Origin of the sequence: Bradyrhizobium cytisi, assembly GCF_008123515.1 — a bacterium.
Taxonomy (GTDB): Bacteria; Pseudomonadota; Alphaproteobacteria; order Rhizobiales; family Xanthobacteraceae; genus Bradyrhizobium; species Bradyrhizobium cytisi.
In genome coordinates this window covers 1-16,708 of sequence record NZ_VSSR01000023.1, presented here as the reverse complement: position 1 = coordinate 16,708, position 16,708 = coordinate 1, and the positions used below count along the sequence as shown (strand labels likewise).

Below are 16,708 nucleotides of genomic sequence, written 5' to 3'. Positions count from 1 at the left end.
AGCGTCGGGTGGAGTAAGCGTTGCGTACAGAATTGTCCCATGCGCGCCGGCGGCGTCGCGCGATGCTAGTGGCCGCCACCGTTGCAGCACCGCTGCTTGCAGCTCCGGCCCCGGTTTCGGCCGAAGGCCTGTTCGACTTCTTCTTCGGCGGAGCCCAGCAGCGCCCGCAGCGCGACGTGCCGCAGGCGAACTCCTACGTCGATCCCTTCTCTAGTCAGCAGAACCCCGCCGTTCAGCCGCAATATGTGCCGCCAACCCGCTCGGCGGCGGCCGGGGGCTCCGGCCCGGCCTTCTGCGTGCGCAGCTGCGACGGCAAATATTTTCCGCTGATGCGCGGCCTCGCCTCGCCGGCACAGATGTGTCAGGCCTTCTGTCCTGCCAGCACCACAAAGATCTTCTTCGGCTCCTCGATCGACGGCGCCTATTCGCAGACCGGCGAGCGCTACGCCGACAGCGAGAACGCGTTCGCCTACCGCAAGGCGTTGCGCGCGGACTGCACCTGCAATGGCCGCGAGCCAGCGGGGCTCGCTCCGGTCGACCTGACGCTGGACTCGTCACTGAAAGCCGGTGACGTCATCGCCACGAGCGACGGCCTGGTCGCCTATACCGGCGTCCGCCTCGGCATGGAACAGACCGCCGAGTTCACCCCCGTCGCCTCCTATCCCGGCCTCACCGCGCAGGTCCGCGCCCGGCTCGGCGAGATGAAGGTGGCGCCGGTTCGCGCTGAGACGGTGGCGGCAGATGCGCCGGCAGCCGAGATCGTGCGCGAGACGCTGCCGGATGTGACGGCGCCGAAGACGCCAGCGAAATCGGCGAAGCGGGCGGGATTGGATTAGAGCCCGGCTTCAAACCAAGCCGTCATTGCTGCGCTATCTCCCGATGATCACCCCGATCACATTCGGCGCCGCCAGATATTTCTCCTCGATCGCCGCGCGCGCGGCAGCACGGTTTTCGACCGTCAGCAGGCCGCGCTTCTCGGCCAGGATCATCCAGCAAAAGCCCCACCAGTCGGTCAGCATACCCGTCTCGCTGACGAGGTCGTAGCCCTGCTCGGCCGCGAAGATGCGCGCATGCGATTCGTCCAGCGTGTCGAGGAAATGATGATCCTCGGGCGCGAACAGATCGTCGCTGATGTCGTCGATGGTGTAGCCCCAGATCGACTGGCACACCGCGTTGAACTCGCGGTCGAACCAGTCGTCGTCGACGGCATAGCGCCGCGCCGCCTGGTGCAGCCGCGACAGCGACCGCGCGAAATCGGCGATCCGGGTGAGGGCAAATTGATCGAAGGCAATGGTGGACATGTAGTCCTCGCGACGGCTGTCAGACCCTAGATCTTGTGTCGGCAATGCGCCGAATCACAATGATATATCAAAGACTTGCTAAAGTGTTCTTAATTTGTTCTGATGAACAATGAGGGCGGAGCAACGTCGTCCCGGCGAAGGCCGGGACCCATAACCACGACTGCCAGACGTTTTCAGAAATGGGTGCCCAGCAATGAATGCACCAGCCGCATACTACGTCTACATTCTCGCGAGCCGGCGCTACGGCACGCTGTACATCGGCGTCTGCAACAACATCAGCAACCGACTTGCATTACATCGTTCGGGACGTGGCTCGAAGTTCGTGAAGAAGTATGGCGTGACACGGCTGGTCTACGTCGAGACGTATGCATCGCCGTCCGAAGCGATCGCACGCGAGAAAGCGCTGAAGGAATGGCAGCGTGACTGGAAGATTCGCTTGATTGAGCGGGATAATCCGGATTGGCGCGATCTCTCGCGCCTTCTCTGACAGCTGTGGTTATGGGTCCCGGCCTTCGCCGGGACGACATCGTTTTCGTTGCACAAGCCGTCCTCAATTCACCGCCGACATCAACCGATCCCCACACGCACTCGCATAAAACTTCCCACCGCATTGGTGCTTGATGGCGGCGCAACGCACGGCGGGAGTTGCATTTTGCGGAACGGCAAAGCCGCAGCTGAGACCGTCGGCGCTGCGCTTGCCGGCGGCGAAGGCAGCGCTCGAAGTGGCGATGCAGATGACAAGAAGCGCTGCAGCGGCGATTTCGATCAGCAGTCTCATGGGGCGTCTCCTCCACACTGATGGCTGAATCTGTGGTCAATGTAGCACCAAATCGGCGTTCCTCCGTGCTGCTCCGGGTTCCCAAAGCGGCCCGTTCCTTGCATAATTTTGCGCCAGCGCAGTGCACGGCCGCGCCAGAGATGGTTCCGGTGCAGGGGCAAGACGCGTAGGGTTCAGTGGTGTTCTCGCGACCAGGAAGTGACGGCCTTGCAAGATCAATCGTTCCAGCCAAATTTCGCCGCCCCCGGTCAGCCCATCGACGAACTCGCGTTATCGGAGATCAAGGGCGCGATCCTGGCGAAGCTCCGCCTTGCCATCGGCAAGGATGCGGGCATGGCGACCAGGCATGACTGGTACCAGGCCGCAGCGCTCGCACTGCGCGACCGCATCGTGCATCGCTGGCTCTCGGCCGAGAAGCGCAGCTACGACGCGGGCCGCAAGCGCGTCTATTATCTCTCGCTCGAATTCCTGATCGGCCGCCTCTTCACCGATGCGCTCAACAATATGGGGCTGCTCAAGATCTTCGAGGTCGCGCTCGGCGATCTCGGCGTGTCGTTGCCTGAGCTGCGCAAATGCGAGCCGGATGCGGCGCTCGGCAATGGCGGCCTCGGGCGCCTCGCCGCCTGCTTCATGGAGAGCATGGCGACGCTGTCGATCCCCGCGATCGGCTACGGCATCCGCTACGATTACGGCCTGTTCCGCCAGATCATCAATCAGGGCTGGCAGCAGGAATATCCGGACGAATGGCTCGGCTTCGGCAACCCTTGGGAACTGCAGCGGCCGGAAGTGATCTACGACATCAATTTCGGCGGCGGCGTCGAGCATGTCGACGACAAGGGCCGCGACCGCGCGATCTGGCATTCGGGCGAGACCGTGCAGGCGATCGCCTATGACACCCCGATCGTCGGCTGGCGCGGTCAGCACGTCAATGCACTGCGGCTGTGGTCGGCACGCTCGCCCGATCCGCTCAAGCTCGACGCCTTCAACAAAGGCGACTATGTCAGCGCCAGCGCCGAGCAGTCGCGCGCGGAAGCGATCTGCAAATTCCTCTATCCGAACGACGAAAGCCCGGCGGGGCGCGAGCTGCGCCTGAGGCAGGAATATTTCTTCGTCTCGGCGTCGCTGCAGGACCTCATCAAGCGGCATCTCGCATCCGACGGCCAGCTGCGCAGCCTGTCGTCCAAGGTCGCGGTGCAGCTCAACGACACCCATCCGAGCCTCGCCGTCACCGAGCTGATGCGCATCCTCGTCGACCTCCACAATTTCCGCTGGGACGAGGCCTGGAAGATCACTGTCGCAACGCTGTCGTATACCAACCACACGCTGCTGCCGGAAGCGCTGGAGACCTGGCCGGTCGAGCTGTTCGAGAAGCTGCTGCCGCGCCATCTCGAGATCATCTATCGCATCAACGTGCAGCATCTGGCGCTCGCCGAAGCACGCGCCCCCGGCGACATCGACTTCCGCGCCTCGGTCTCGCTGATCGACGAGAAGAGCGGCCGCCGCGTGCGCATGGGCCAGCTCGCCTTCGTCGGCTCGCACCGCATCAACGGCGTCTCGGCGATGCATTCGGACCTGATGCGCGAGACCGTGTTCCACGATCTCAACCATCTCTATCCCGGCCGCATCACCAACAAGACCAACGGCATCACCTTCCGTCGCTGGCTGATGCTGGCCAACCCCAAGCTGACCGATCTCCTGCGCGAGACCTGCGGCGAGGCCGTGCTCGACGATCCGACCCAGCTCTCGCTGATCGAGGCGCGCGCCAGCGATGTCGAATTCCAGCGGAAATTCCGCGCCGTCAAGCTTCACAACAAGACGGCACTGGCGCGCTTGATCGGCGAGCGGCTCGGCATCAAGGTCGACCCGAACGCGCTGTTCGACGTGCAGATCAAGCGCATTCACGAATACAAGCGCCAGCTGCTCAACGTCATCGAGACGGTCGCGCTATATCAGTCGATCAAGGACGATCCCAACGGCAATTGGGTGCCGCGAGTGAAGATCTTTGCCGGCAAGGCAGCGGCGAGCTACCGCTACGCCAAGCTGATCATCAAGCTGATCAACGACGTCGCCGAAATCGTCAACAACGATCCCGCGATCGGCGGCAAGCTGAAGGTCGTCTTCCTGCCCGACTACAATGTCAGCCTTGCCGAAGTGATCATTCCCGCGGCCGACCTGTCCGAGCAGATCTCGACCGCCGGCATGGAGGCCTCCGGCACCGGCAACATGAAGTTGGCACTCAACGGCGCCATCACCATCGGCACGCTGGACGGCGCCAATATCGAGATCCGCGACCAGGTCGGCGTGGAGAACATCGCGATCTTCGGCATGGAGGCCGGCGATGTGATGATCAAGCGCAAGCAGGGGCTGGACGCCTCCGACGTGATCCGGAATTCGCCAAAGCTCCAGCGCGCCATCAACGCGATCGGCACCGGCGAGTTCTCGCCCGGCGATCCCGGCCGTTTCGAATCCATCGCGCATGCGCTGCGCTATCTCGACCACTACATGGTCAGCGCCGATTTCGATTCCTACTACGAGGCGCAGCGCAGCGTCGACGCGCGCTGGCTGGTGGCGCCGGCCTGGACCCGTGCTTCTATCCTCAACGTCGCGCGCATGGCGTGGTTCTCCTCCGACCGCACCATCCGCGAATATGCCGAGGAAATCTGGAACGTGCCGGTCAATCCGGTCACGCCGCCGTTTCAGACGGCAGAGGAATTGCGTGATGCGGCGAGCTGATTTGTCTGCACCGTGAAATCGGCTACCCCAGAGGTAATTGCACAAGCCGGCCACGGACGTGATATGACGTCCGTCATTGAACCCCGGACATGACAATGCACGCCAAGCTCCCGCATCCCTTCGACGACGCCACCCGCATCACTGCCGGGGACTCGAGCTGGCAGGGGCACACCAGTGACGACTACTGGGCCTTCGTCGGACCGTTCGGCGGCGCCACCGCCGCGACGATCCTGCGTGCGCTGATCGAGCATCCGCAAGCCGCCGGCGATCCGCTGGCGCTGACCGTCAATTACTGCGCGCCGATCGCCAAGGGCCCGTTCGATCTCGACATCCGGCTGGTGAAGGCCAACCGCTCCAGCCAACACTGGAGCGTCGAACTGTCGCAGGGCGGCGGCGAGGTCGCAACGCTTGCCACGGCAGTGTTCGCCGAGCGCCGGCCGTCCTGGGAGCACAAGGTGGCACAGTACCCGGACGCAAAGCCATTCGAGCAGACATTGCCGTTTCCAACAATCTCGGCGTCCTGGGCCAACCAGTACGAATTCCGCTTCGTCGAGGGCGAGATGCGGATCGGACCGCCGCAGGTGGAGCTCGCCAGCACCTATTCGAAAATCTGGATCAGCGATCGCGAGCCGCGCAGGCTCGACATGCTGTCGCTGATGTCGATGTCGGATGCCTTCTTCGGCCGCATCTTCCACGCAAGGCGCGAGCTCGTGCCGTTCGGCACGGTGTCGCTGACGACCTATTTCCACACTGACAGCGAAGAGCTCGCGGCCGAGGGCATCACACGTGTGCTTGCGACCGCCGACTCGAAGATCATGCACAAGAGCTACGCCGACCAGAACGCCGAGCTGTGGTCGCCGAACGGCAGGCTGCTGGCGACCACGACGCAAATTGCGTATTTCAAGGCGTAGGCGCTTCCACAAACTCGTCATTGCGAGCGCAGCGAAGCAATCCAGACTGTCTCCGCGGAGGGATCCTGGATTGCTTCGCTGCGCTCGCAATGACGGTGGAGATATCTCGCGAAAAAAGGCGAGCCTCACGGCCACCCTTTTGCGTTTCAATCGATGCGAGATTACTCCGCCGCGAGCTTTACGTCCGGAGCGGCCGCGCGCACTTCGGCGTCGACCTGGGCCTCGAACTTGGCAAAGTTCTTCTGGAACATGCCGACCAGCGCACGCGCAGTCTTGTCGAACTCGTCCTTGTCCTTCCAGGTGTTGACCGGGTTGAGGATCTCGCTCGGCACGCCCGGCAGCGCGGTCGGGACCGCGAAGCCGAAATATTTGTCGGTACGGAATTCGACATTGCGAAGCGAGCCGTCGAGCGCGGCCGTGAGCAACGCGCGCGTCACCTTGATCGGCATGCGCGAGCCCGTGCCGTACTTGCCGCCGGTCCAGCCGGTGTTGACCAGCCAGCAGTCGACATTGTGCTGGGCAATCAGGTCACGCAGCATGTTGCCATAGACGCTGGGGTCGAGCGGCAGGAAGGGCGAGCCGAAGCAGGTCGAAAATTCCGGCTGAGGTTCGTTACCCAGACCGCGCTCGGTACCGGCGACCTTGGCGGTGTAGCCGGAGAGGAAGTGGTACATCGCCTGCGCCGGCGACAGCTTGGCGATCGGCGGCAGCACGCCGAAGGCGTCAGCGGCGAGCATCACCACGTTCTTCGGCTGCGGCGCACGGCCGGTGCGCGAGGCGTTCGGGATGAAGTCGAGCGGATAGGCCGAGCGGGTGTTCTCGGTCTTGGAGCCGTCGTCGAAATCGACGACGCGGGTGTCCACGTCGAGCACGCAGTTCTCTAGCACCGCACCGAAGCGGGTCGACGCCGCGTAGATCTCGGGCTCGGCTTCCTGCGAGAGCTTGATGCACTTGGCGTAGCAGCCGCCCTCGAAATTGAAGACGCCATTCGGACCCCAGCCGTGCTCGTCGTCGCCGATCAGCGTACGGTTCGGATCGGCCGACAGCGTGGTCTTGCCGGTGCCGGACAGGCCAAAGAAGATCGCGGTGTCGCCGTTGGCGCCGACGTTCGCCGAGCAGTGCATCGGCATCACGCCGCGCTCGGGCAGATAATAGTTGAGCGTGGTGAAGACCGACTTCTTCATCTCGCCGGCATAGTAGGAGCCGCCGATCAGCACGATCTTGCGGGCAAAGTCGATCGCGACGACGTTCTCCGACTTGCAGCCATGGCGCTTCGGATCGGCGCGGAAGCTCGGCATGTCGATGATGGTGAGCTCGGGCGTGAAGCTCGACAGCTCGACCGCCTCGGGGCGGATCAGCAGCGTGCGGATGAACAGCGAGTGCCAGGCGAGCTCGGTGAAGACGCGGGTCTTGATCCGGTAGGCCGGATCGGCGCCGCCATAGAGGTCCTGCGCAAACAGGCTCTTGCCTTCGGCGTGCTTGAGGAAGTCCTGATACAGCGTCTCGAACTGCTCCGCGGTGATCGACTGGTTGCCGGCCCACCACATTTTCTTGTCGGTGGTGGTGTCACGTACCGTGAACTTGTCCTTTGGGCTGCGGCCGGTGAACTCGCCGGTGTCGGCGCAGAGTGCGCCATCCGCGGACAGCACCGCCTCGCCCGCTGAGAGCGAGTATTGATAGAGCTGTGGTGCGCCCAGGTTCCAGTGAACCTGCTTGAGATTGTTTAAGCCGAATTTGTCGGCGCCAAAAGCACCGTTGCGCACACCCGTCTCTTGCACGAAAAGTCCTCCTAGAACCCGCGACACATAGCGCGACCTAACCTTGGCGCCATCGCGGTCACCGTGAATTACAAGCCGTCCGGCCTCGGTTGGACGACGTAATACTGATGAACGCCGACGTTGCCAAGCTGATCCCGCAGGATTTGGTTTATTCAAGGACCGCGCCAAACGTCGCGCATGTCAGCCCTGAGCAGCCGTGCCAAAGAATCGCAAATGATCGCGCAACCAAATGCCTGTTTCGGCGTTGTCGAATGTTTTGCGACGCACAATCCTGCGCCGGTCTATCGTACCGCACCTTCGCCGATCAGCGCGAACGGCCCCCACATCGCGGGGTAGGCATTGCGGGGCGACGAGGCGTCATCAACGTACGTTAACATCGCGCGCCGCAGAGCTTCGGCTCTGCCGATTTTTGGTTCGTTCTTGAGCAGATCGAAGGTCGAAATGGTCAAGCGGGTAGCAGCCTCCGAATCCACGGCCCAGTGCGAAACCAGGAGCGCGCGTGCGCCGGCATAGAAGAAGGCGCGCGCCAGTCCCGACAGGGCCTCGGCGCCCGGCTTGTCGCCGGCGATCGTGTTGCAGGCCGATAGCACGACCCAATCGGCATTGAGCTTGAGCTGGGCAACTTCGCTCGCCGTGAGCAGACCATCGTCGAGCTCCGAGGGCTGGTCGGGAATCGAGAGCGCAAGCGATGGCTCGCCCACGCCCTTGATGTCGCCGGCGACGAGGCCGTGGGTCGCAAAGTAAATGATGCTGTATTGAGCAAGCGGTGCACGCTTGAGCGTCGCTTCGCTGGCATCGCGGCCGAGATGAATGTCGGCATCAGTCGCACCGACATCTTTCGCCACGGCACTCAGCTCGTCCGCAGTATCGGGCAGTTGCGGCAGCGCCTGCGCAAGCCGCGCGCGATCGACGCCGGCGCCGCGCCAGAAATCGGTATAGGCTGATGTCACGATGCTGCGCGCGGCAACCTTGCCGCTCGCAGCGCGACGATCGCCGAGCCCACCCTCGGCGGGATTGAACACGGGATCGCCAAAGCCGGTCATCGGCTTGACGGCCTGATCCTTGCGCGCAAAAGCGCGCAGCGATTTCAGGCTGGCCACCGATGGCAGCACCGAGACAGCCTGACGGCGCAGCAGCCAGGCGGCGCTGCGATAGCCTTCGAGCGTCTCGGGGATCGCAGCTTGCGGCGGCTCCGTGACGAGCAGATGAAACGGCAGCGCAGTGAGCGCGCCCGACGGCACAGTGAGCAGGCTGCGCTTGTCCCTGGTCAGCGCCTCGACCGGGCCGAGCAGCGTCACATAGAGTTCGTTGGCGAGCGCGAGGTCGAACAAGCCTGATTTGCCGGAGCCATCGCGCGCCTTGCCGACATCGAGACCTCGGCGGAAAGACGTGACCTTCTGCGCCAGCGCGTCTGCGCCAAGCGGAATTTCCTTCCAGTCGGCGCCCTCGCGCGTGATGGCAATGACGTAGCTGCGGTTGTCGACGGCGGAATAGAGCACCATCGCCTCATCGGCCGACAGCAGGGGCTGGACGTCCTTGACCGTCAGCGGCAGCGGGTTGGATAGCGAGGCGTAGTCGGGGAATTCAATGGCGAGCGTCTTCTGCAAGACGGCGCGCTCGCCTGTGATGGCTGCGATCCGCGCGCGACTGCGCTGCTCGGAGGCAACATCGCGCTGCGCGGAGGGCTTCGACACGGCCGCGATGATCGCCTTGTCCAGCGCCTCGGATTCGGCTGCGAGATCCTGGTCCTTGCGCACCAGCTCGGCGAGCCGGTCGCTGCCGGCGGCGAGCCGCACCGCGAGCTTGCTCACGGCCGATGCAGCGGAGGATTGCGTGCCGCGCTGGATTGCGGCGAGCGCCTCGTCCAGCCCCTTGTCTTGCGGCAGCAGCGATTGCTGGCGCGCCGCAAACAGGATCGGCAGCACCACGCGCAGCTGCGCGCGGCTGTTCGCAAGCGTTTTTTCCGCGAGCGGCAACGCGTCCGCGGTCCGCCCGGACACAAAGAGGAAATAAGCGAGATTGCTGGTGGAGGTCGCGACGTCAGGATGATCCGGGCCAAGCGCACGCTCGCGGATGGCGAGCGCGCGGCGATACAGCGGTTCGGCATCGGCATAGCGCTGCTCGTGCTCGTAGAGGCCGGCGAGATTGTTGAGCGAGCGCGCGACGTCGGGATGATCCGGTCCCAGCGCTTTTTCGCGGATCGCGAGCGAACGCTTGATCGGCGCTTCGGCGTCGGCGTCGCGGCCGAGATCGCGATCGACCTGGCCAATGTTGTTCAGGACCGTGGCGACCGCAGGATGCTCGGGCCCGGCAGCCTTCTGGTAGATCGCGAGCGCGCGCTGAAGCAGCGGTTCGGCTTCGGCCTGGCGCTGCTGCCTGACATAGAGCGTGGCCAGATTGTTGAGAGCCTGGCCGACATCGGGATGCTCGCGTGACAGGCTCGTCTCCCGGACCGCCAGCGCGCGCTTGAACAGCGGCTCGGCCTCTTCCAAGCGGCTCTGCCGCTGATACAGCGCGGCGAGATTGGTCAATTCAGCCGCGACCAATGCGTTGTCCAGACCGAGCGACTGCTCCATCAATGCGATCGAACGCTTGTAGAGCGGCTCGGCGAGGTCGTCCCGGCCCTGACCGGCATAGACCTGACCGAGATTGTTCAAGGCGGCCGCAAGTTCGCGACCGTTGTCGCTCTTCTCCAGGCTCGCGACCATCGCCTGCGCCAAAGGAAGCGCTTCCGAATATCTGCCGGCCTTGGTGAGTTCGTTGATCCTGGCACTCTCCGCGGCGAGATTGCCCTTCTGGGCGAGGCCAGGCGCGGCCAGCGATGCGGTGATCGCGAGCGCCAAACCCGCAACCCATACCAAACGACAACGCGTCATGAACCCTCTCGCTGCGAGACTTAAGACCATCACGGTCTTGGGTCGCGGCGATGGGCAGCGGCGTTCAATTTGTGGCTACTTCGTCTTTGCCCGCGCTTCGCCGGCCAAACGGACCAGCATCTTGCGCAGCGCTGTGCCATCAGTGACCCGCTCCGGAAAGTCCAGCCGCAGCGCAGTCTGGCCATCCTGCATGTCGAGGCCCTCAGGGTCGCAGCCGGTGCAGCGCCAGTCGCCCTCGACCGCACCGAGGAGCTTTGTGGCGTAGAGGCCCATGGCGTCGCGGTGGTCGGCATTCATGTGCTCGACCGCGCCTTCCTCGCTCGCCAACAATTCCTCGGCGCCGGAGAGGTCCGTAAGGAATTGCCCGGGCTTGAGGTCGACGATCCGGCCAAAGCCGGCGACCAGATGGGCTGCCGTGGGCTGGATCCGGACGAACGAAAAATCCTTAAACGACACAAAGACTTCCGCCGACGGATGGGCATTGAGATACCGCCGCTGGAGAAGATCCTTCTCGGCGTCGGCCTGTTCGGCCCGGCCAGACAGCATGATCCGGGCGCCTTCCAGCGGATCGCCCGCCGCGCGCTGGTCCAGCATCAGCGAGACCCGGCTATCCGCCATGATATTCCTGGTGTGCACGGCCAATCCCGAGATCAGCAGGATCGGGGAACCGTCGGGATGGCTCGCCAGATTGACCAGGGAACAATAGGGATCGCCGCTGCCCGCCATCAACGTTGCAAGTGCGCCCTGCCGCGACCGCCTCAGCAGCGATTTGGCGAGCATTCCGGGGTCGAAATCGGGGGTCGGTTGCATCGGCTTTCTCGGCTCAGGTGGTTGCAAGGAGGGCCTTTTTTCGGGTAAACGAGGGCCGGGGTATGGGTCGACATGCGGCGAATCTGCCGTGTTTCGCGGAACTTGGTCACACTTCAGCCCAGCTTGCATTGCTCGGTGACAAAGTTCGAATTCCAAGTTCGGGACCCATGTATGCGGCGCATCACTGGATTGCTCGCCGTTTAAGCCACGACCCAAACGGAAAGCAGAAAGCAGAGAGGCTCATGCCCACAATCGCTTTGGTCGACGACGACCGCAACATTCTCACATCCGTCTCGATCGCGCTGGAAGCCGAAGGCTACCGCATCATGACTTACACCGACGGCGCCTCCGCGCTGGACGGTTTCCGCACCACCCAGCCCGATCTTGCCATCCTCGACATCAAGATGCCGCGCATGGACGGCATGGAGACGCTGCGCCGCCTCAGGCAGAAGTCCGACCTGCCGGTGATCTTCCTGACCTCCAAGGACGAGGAGATCGACGAGCTGTTCGGCCTCAAGATGGGCGCGGACGATTTCATCCGCAAACCGTTCTCGCAGCGTCTCTTAGTCGAACGCGTCAAGGCGGTGCTGCGCCGCTCGGCGCCGAAGGATCCGACCGTCGCGCCGAAGGAGAACGACGCCAAGGCACTCGACCGCGGCCTGCTGCGCATGGATCCGGAACGGCATACCTGCACCTGGAAAAACGAGCCGGTGACGCTGACCGTCACCGAGTTCCTGATCCTCCAGGCGCTGGCGACACGGCCCGGCGTGGTCAAGAGCCGCAACGCGCTGATGGACGCCGCCTATGACGACCAGGTCTATGTCGACGACCGCACCATCGACAGCCACATCAAGCGGCTGCGCAAGAAGTTCAAGGTGGTCGACAACGATTTCGAGATGATCGAGACGCTCTACGGCGTCGGCTACCGCTTCAAGGAAGCCTGAGGCGCACGCGCCTTCACAAAGTGCAGAGTTCAAGCCCGGTTCTGATTCCATCGGAACCGGGATGGCTCTAAAGCGCGATGTGATCGCGCTTCAGGTTATCGTTTGAGCATGATCTTTCGGAAAACCGCTGCACACTTTTCCGGATCATGCTCTAGGATGCGGGAACCGTCGCAAAAGCTGTCCTAACGCGGGCGTAAGCATTGCTTGACCGAACGCAGCCTGATCGGAGTTCGAACGCCGAGGACGTTACCGCCCACGGCGCCTCGGAGCATGAGGACAAGCTGGTCGCGCGAGGCTGGGGGCCGCTGAACTGGCTCAAGCGAGCCGGCCAGTTCTTCTTTGCGCTGTCCTTCTCGAGCCTGACCCGCCGCATCGTCTCGCTCAACCTCGCGGGGCTTGTCGCCCTGGTCGCGAGCATCCTGTATCTGTCGCAGTTCCGCGCCGGCCTTATCGACGCGCGCGCGCAAAGCCTGCTGGTGCAGGCCGAAATCATCGCCGGCGCCATCGGCGCCTCGGCGACGGTGCAAACCAACGCGATCACCGTCGATCCCGAGCGGCTGCTCGACCTGAAACTGGGTGAGAGCTACGGCGGAGTGGACGATTCGCTGGATTTTCCGATCAATCCCGAGCGCGTGGCGCCGGTGTTGAGCACGCTGATCTCGCCGACCAAGACCCGCGCGCGGATTTTCGATCCCAATGGATCCGCGCTGCTCGACAGCCGCGATCTCGATAGCGTGCGGGGCATTCCACTGCCGCCGTTGTCGGAAAAGCCGGGCCTGGTCGAGCGCGGCATGGTCGCGGTGCGCACCTGGCTGAATCGCGGCGACCTGCCGCTCTATCGCGAGCTCGGGCGCGAAAACGGCAAGGGCTATGTGGAGGTGGCCGATGCGCTCCAGGGTCAGAAGCGCTCGATGGTGCGGGTCAATTCGCGCGGCGAGGTGATTGTCTCGGTTGCGGTCCCCGTGCAGCGCTCACGCGCCATCCATGGCGCGCTGATGCTGTCGACCCAGGGCGACGAAATCGATCAGATGGTCACGGCCGAGCGCCTGGCGATCCTGAAAGTCGGCGGCGTTGCCGCCGCGGTCATGATCATGCTGTCGCTGCTGCTCGCGAGCACGATCGCAGGTCCTGTGCGCCGGCTCGCCGACAGCGCCGAGCGGGTCCGCCGCCGCATCAAGACTCGCGTCGAGATTCCCGACTTCACCCGCCGCCGCGACGAGATCGGCCATCTCTCCGGCGCGCTGCGCGACATGACTAACGCGCTCTACAAGCGGATCGAGGCGATCGAGATGTTCGCCGCCGACGTCGCCCACGAGCTGAAGAACCCGCTGACCTCGCTGCGCTCCGCGGTCGAGACGATGCCGCTGGCGCGCAACGAGAACAGCCGCGCCCGCCTGCTCGAGGTGATCGAGCACGACGTCAAGCGGCTCGACCGCCTGATCTCCGACATCTCCGATGCGAGCCGGCTCGATGCCGAATTGCAGCGGCAGGATGCGATCCCGGTCGATCTCAGGCGGCTCCTGGGCACGCTGGTTGCGGTCGCCAATGAAACCAAGCTCGGCCACGACGTCGCGGTCGAGGCACGCTTCGAGGGCCGCAGCCCGACCGACATTTTCGCGGTCACTGGCCATGATTCGCGGCTCGGGCAGGTGGTCTCCAACCTGCTCTCCAACGCGCAGTCCTTCTCGGAAGCCGGCAGCAAGGTGCGCTTGACCTGCCGCCGTGTCCGCGGCGAGATCGAGATCGTGGTCGACGACGACGGCCCCGGCATCCGCGACGACGCGCTGGAGCGCATCTTCGAGCGCTTCTACACCGACCGGCCGCATCAGGGATTTGGCCAAAATTCCGGCCTCGGACTGTCGATCTCCAAGCAGATCATCGACGCCCATGGCGGGCGCATCTGGGCGGAGAATCGCGCCGGCCCCGCTGATGAAGACGGGGCGCCGACAATTGCCGGCGCGCGCTTCGTGGTGAGGCTGCCGGCGCTATGAGCGACGGCGGGCCGAGCGTTCACGCCTCCGCGGTCAAGGTCGGCCCCCTGGCGGTGCTGATCCGCGGCCCCTCGGGGGCCGGCAAATCGCGCCTTGCCTTCGATTTGATCATGGCTGGACGCTCGGGCGTGGTCGAAAGCGCCGTCCTGGTCGGCGATGACCGTGTCCATCTGGCGACAGTCGGCCAGGAAATTGTGGTCCGTCCCGCTCCGATTCTGGCCGGGCTGATCGAGATCCGGGGACTGGGAATCCGCGGCTGCGACTTCGTGGAGCATGCGACGGTCGGCCTCGTGGTCGATCTGGACGCTGACGATGCCGAACGCCTGCCGCCGCCGGAATCGCTGAAAACCACCATTTTGGGTGTCGAAATACCGCGAATCCCGGTCAGGCGCGGCTATTCGCCCCTCCCCTTGGTTGTCGCGGCCTTGACTACTACCAAGAGTTAACGTGCGGCTAACCCTTGAGACGATTGTTTGAAGGGAAATGGTAACCATATGAACCCCACACTGGCGACCGAATAGACCGGCGCAGCTCCCCTCATCCATCCGTCTAGATTCAGGGAGATACGCAACATCCCCTCTTGCGCAGGGGCTCTGGATGGTCAAAGTGGCGCGTTCGTGCGGTGCACCAAAAGCGCCCGCGGGAGTTTTCCGATGATTGGTCTAGTACTTGTGACCCACGGGCGCCTTGCCGACGAATTCAAGGCAGCGCTTGAACATGTCATGGGCCCACAAAAGCAAATCGAAGCGATTACGATCGGTGCCGAAGATGATTCCGATCTGTGCCGAAGCGACATCATCGAGGCGGTTAACCGCGTCGATTCCGGCGACGGCGTTGCGATCCTCACCGACATGTTCGGCGGCACCCCGTCGAACCTCGCGATTTCCTGCATGAGCCGGCCGAAGGTCGAAGTGCTCGCGGGCATCAACCTGCCCATGCTGGTGAAGCTTGCCAAGGTGCGGGAGGAGCGTCCGCTGCCCGACGCGATCGCGATGGCCCAGGAAGCCGGCCGCAAATACGTCACCATCGCTAGCCGAGTGCTCGCCGGCAAATGAGCGACGACGCGCCACAAGCTGGGACGGGCGTGCCCGCAGGCGCGATCTCCAAAGAGCTCCTGATTATCAACAAGCGCGGCCTGCACGCCCGCGCCTCGGCGAAATTCGTCCAGGCGGTCGAGCGCTTCAACGCGCAGGTGTGGGTCACGCGCGGCGGCGAGACCGTCGGCGGCACCTCGATCATGGGCCTGATGATGCTCGCCGCAGGACCGGGCACGACGATCCGGGTCGCCGCCGCCGGCGCCGATGCCGACGCCGCGCTTGCGGCGATCACGGAACTCGTCGAGAGCAAGTTCAACGAAGAGGCGACCTGAAGGTCACTTCGCCGGCGGGGCGATGTAGACGTTCCACGTCATCGACGGGCCGGCCTTGCCGTGGGTGAAGCGGCGCGTCGTCATCACCATGCGCTCGGCGTTCGGCGCGATCTCGGACACCCATTTTTCGAATGCCGGCAAGCGGCCATCGGTCGGATCGAACACGCCGACAAAACCGTATTTCTTGACGTCATCGAGTGTCGTCAGCCCGGACCCCCACGCCTCGTTCGGCGTGAACGCAGCCGGATGATCGGGGCTGTAGAACACCATCGGCTGGATCGATTCCATCGTGCCGGCGACGATCGCCCAGCGCGAGACGAAGCGCGAATGCCAGGCTTGCGTCAGCTCGCGCGCGAGCTCCGAGCGTGCGCCATAGGTCGCCGTGTTGTCCGAATTCACCGCCATCTCGCGTGCGGCGATCCAGGGTGAAGCGACGAGCGTCGCGACGCTGAGCACGAGCCAGATCGCTACGATGTTGAACAGCACGGCGCTCTGGACCCGCAGCGCCGGAATCGCGACCAGTGCAAGCGGCACCAGGAAGAACAGCGAGATGCCCCAATCGGTCTTGATGTAAATGCTGAACGCGAGCGCGCCGAGCGGCGGACCGGCCGCGACGATGATCTGGATGATCCAGATGTTCAGCGCCTGGGAAGCATTGACGCCCACATTGGCGCCACGCGCCCAGGCCCGCGTGACGATGCGCAAGGGAGCGCGCATGAGCAGCGAGAACCACGGCGGCACCAGCGCCATCGCGAATGCGGCGAGCGCCACGGGAAGAGCCAGCAGCGCGGCGTTGTGCAGGACATAGCCGAACACGAGCTGCCGTACCTGGCCCGCATCCTCGATGCTGTAGGTGTCGCCGGCATAGGTCAGCGGCACGAAATGCGCATCTGCAAGCCAGACGATGTGCGGGATCATCGCCACCGCCAGCGTCACGATCGCGACCCAGGGCGCCGGCGACAGCAGGAATCTCATGCGCTCCGGATGGATCAGTGCGGCGAGCCCAATGGCGCCGATCATGGTCAGCACCCAGTATTTCGTCATCAGCGCCAGCGCGCCGGCAAGCCCGAGCCAGAGTCCGGACTGCCAGCTCCGCTTCTCGAACGCGTTGAGATAAGCGAGCACGACGAGCGGCAGGGTGACGAGCTGAAGCAGATCGGGGTTGTACTTGAAGCCCTTGAAGTTGAAGATCGGATAGCTGTCTCTTATACACATCT

The 16,708-nt window shown here is 63.9% G+C and carries 14 protein-coding genes and 1 pseudogene; 9 read left to right on the top strand and 6 right to left on the bottom strand.

Going from position 1 to position 16,708, the window contains the following annotated elements; genetic code table 11:
• Positions 1 to 62 precede the first annotated feature (62 nt).
• Positions 63 to 836 (top strand): DUF2865 domain-containing protein, encoded by a 774-nt coding sequence (locus tag FXB38_RS14990; protein ID WP_187434908.1) that lies wholly within the window; start codon positions 63 to 65, stop codon positions 834 to 836.
• 33 nt (positions 837 to 869) lie between these two features.
• Here the strand turns inward: FXB38_RS14990 and FXB38_RS14985 are convergent, their stop codons facing one another.
• Positions 870 to 1,301, bottom strand: a complete 432-nt coding sequence (locus FXB38_RS14985; protein ID WP_148751623.1) for a hypothetical protein — start codon at positions 1,299 to 1,301, stop codon at positions 870 to 872.
• Between the two features lie 193 nt (positions 1,302 to 1,494).
• On the opposite strand from FXB38_RS14985, the gene FXB38_RS14980 reads away from it, so the two are divergent.
• Entirely contained in the window at positions 1,495 to 1,788 is a 294-nt protein-coding gene (locus FXB38_RS14980; protein ID WP_148751622.1) for a GIY-YIG nuclease family protein, read from the top strand.
• A gap of 63 nt (positions 1,789 to 1,851) precedes the next feature.
• Here FXB38_RS14980 and FXB38_RS14975 read toward each other — a convergent pair whose 3' ends face one another.
• Positions 1,852 to 2,079: a hypothetical protein gene (locus FXB38_RS14975; RefSeq protein WP_148751621.1), complete on the bottom strand. Its 228-nt coding sequence runs from the start codon at positions 2,077 to 2,079 to the stop codon at positions 1,852 to 1,854.
• Between the two features lie 207 nt (positions 2,080 to 2,286).
• On the opposite strand from FXB38_RS14975, the gene FXB38_RS14970 reads away from it, so the two are divergent.
• Positions 2,287 to 4,812 carry a glycogen/starch/alpha-glucan phosphorylase gene (locus FXB38_RS14970; RefSeq protein ID WP_187434887.1) on the top strand — a complete coding sequence of 842 codons (2,526 nt, stop codon included), beginning with the start codon at positions 2,287 to 2,289 and terminating at the stop codon, positions 4,810 to 4,812.
• A gap of 95 nt (positions 4,813 to 4,907) precedes the next feature.
• Positions 4,908 to 5,723 carry an acyl-CoA thioesterase gene (locus tag FXB38_RS14965; RefSeq protein ID WP_148751619.1) on the top strand — a complete coding sequence of 272 codons (816 nt, stop codon included), beginning with the start codon at positions 4,908 to 4,910 and terminating at the stop codon, positions 5,721 to 5,723.
• Positions 5,724 to 5,884: 161 nt separating this feature from the next.
• Here FXB38_RS14965 and FXB38_RS14960 read toward each other — a convergent pair whose 3' ends face one another.
• The 3 genes from FXB38_RS14960 to FXB38_RS14950 form a co-directional block, all read right to left on the bottom strand.
• On the bottom strand, positions 5,885 to 7,501 hold the full coding sequence (locus FXB38_RS14960; RefSeq protein WP_148751618.1) for a phosphoenolpyruvate carboxykinase: 1,617 nt from the start codon (positions 7,499 to 7,501) through the stop codon (positions 5,885 to 5,887).
• A gap of 281 nt (positions 7,502 to 7,782) precedes the next feature.
• Positions 7,783 to 10,377, bottom strand: coding sequence for a CHAT domain-containing protein (locus FXB38_RS14955; protein ID WP_187434886.1), 2,595 nt, complete (start codon positions 10,375 to 10,377; stop codon positions 7,783 to 7,785).
• Between the two features lie 75 nt (positions 10,378 to 10,452).
• Positions 10,453 to 11,187 (bottom strand): HugZ family pyridoxamine 5'-phosphate oxidase, encoded by a 735-nt coding sequence (locus FXB38_RS14950; protein WP_148751617.1) that lies wholly within the window; start codon positions 11,185 to 11,187, stop codon positions 10,453 to 10,455.
• Between the two features lie 242 nt (positions 11,188 to 11,429).
• Here FXB38_RS14950 and FXB38_RS14945 point away from each other — a divergent pair, with 242 nt between their 5' ends.
• From FXB38_RS14945 to FXB38_RS14925, 5 genes and pseudogenes are all read left to right on the top strand, one after another.
• On the top strand, positions 11,430 to 12,131 hold the full coding sequence (locus FXB38_RS14945; RefSeq protein WP_027535781.1) for a response regulator transcription factor: 702 nt from the start codon (positions 11,430 to 11,432) through the stop codon (positions 12,129 to 12,131).
• A 200-nt stretch (positions 12,132 to 12,331) separates the two neighbouring features.
• Entirely contained in the window at positions 12,332 to 14,122 is a 1,791-nt protein-coding gene (locus tag FXB38_RS14940) for a sensor histidine kinase (RefSeq protein ID WP_148751616.1), read from the top strand.
• Positions 14,119 to 14,586: pseudogene (locus tag FXB38_RS14935) on the top strand (HPr kinase/phosphorylase). The gene FXB38_RS14940 and the pseudogene FXB38_RS14935 overlap by 4 nt, the downstream one beginning before the upstream one ends.
• Before the next feature lie 189 nt (positions 14,587 to 14,775).
• The gene (locus FXB38_RS14930) at positions 14,776 to 15,177 is read left to right on the top strand and encodes a PTS sugar transporter subunit IIA (RefSeq protein ID WP_007597752.1); all 402 of its coding nucleotides are present in this window, start codon (positions 14,776 to 14,778) and stop codon (positions 15,175 to 15,177) included.
• Positions 15,174 to 15,491, top strand: coding sequence for an HPr family phosphocarrier protein (locus FXB38_RS14925; protein ID WP_148751614.1), 318 nt, complete (start codon positions 15,174 to 15,176; stop codon positions 15,489 to 15,491). The genes FXB38_RS14930 and FXB38_RS14925 overlap by 4 nt, the downstream gene beginning before the upstream one ends.
• 3 nt (positions 15,492 to 15,494) lie before the next feature.
• Here the strand turns inward: FXB38_RS14925 and FXB38_RS14920 are convergent.
• A partial coding sequence (locus FXB38_RS14920) for a glycosyltransferase family 39 protein (protein ID WP_148751613.1) occupies positions 15,495 to 16,708 on the bottom strand: 1,214 nt, incomplete at its 5' end.

Excerpts from the sequence above, each read along its gene's own strand:
- FXB38_RS14975 (WP_148751621.1), bottom strand. The coding sequence starts at position 2,079 with ATGAGACTGCTGATCGAAATCGCCGCTGCAGCGCTTCTTGTCATCTGC.
- FXB38_RS14925 (WP_148751614.1), top strand. The coding sequence starts at position 15,174 with ATGAGCGACGACGCGCCACAAGCTGGGACGGGCGTGCCCGCAGGCGCG.
- FXB38_RS14990 (WP_187434908.1), top strand. The coding sequence starts at position 63 with ATGCTAGTGGCCGCCACCGTTGCAGCACCGCTGCTTGCAGCTCCGGCC.
- FXB38_RS14945 (WP_027535781.1), top strand. The coding sequence starts at position 11,430 with ATGCCCACAATCGCTTTGGTCGACGACGACCGCAACATTCTCACATCC.
- FXB38_RS14985 (WP_148751623.1), bottom strand. The coding sequence starts at position 1,301 with ATGTCCACCATTGCCTTCGATCAATTTGCCCTCACCCGGATCGCCGAT.
- FXB38_RS14955 (WP_187434886.1), bottom strand. The coding sequence starts at position 10,377 with ATGACGCGTTGTCGTTTGGTATGGGTTGCGGGTTTGGCGCTCGCGATC.
- FXB38_RS14930 (WP_007597752.1), top strand. The coding sequence starts at position 14,776 with ATGATTGGTCTAGTACTTGTGACCCACGGGCGCCTTGCCGACGAATTC.
- FXB38_RS14965 (WP_148751619.1), top strand. The coding sequence starts at position 4,908 with ATGCACGCCAAGCTCCCGCATCCCTTCGACGACGCCACCCGCATCACT.
- FXB38_RS14980 (WP_148751622.1), top strand. The coding sequence starts at position 1,495 with ATGAATGCACCAGCCGCATACTACGTCTACATTCTCGCGAGCCGGCGC.
- FXB38_RS14950 (WP_148751617.1), bottom strand. The coding sequence starts at position 11,187 with ATGCAACCGACCCCCGATTTCGACCCCGGAATGCTCGCCAAATCGCTG.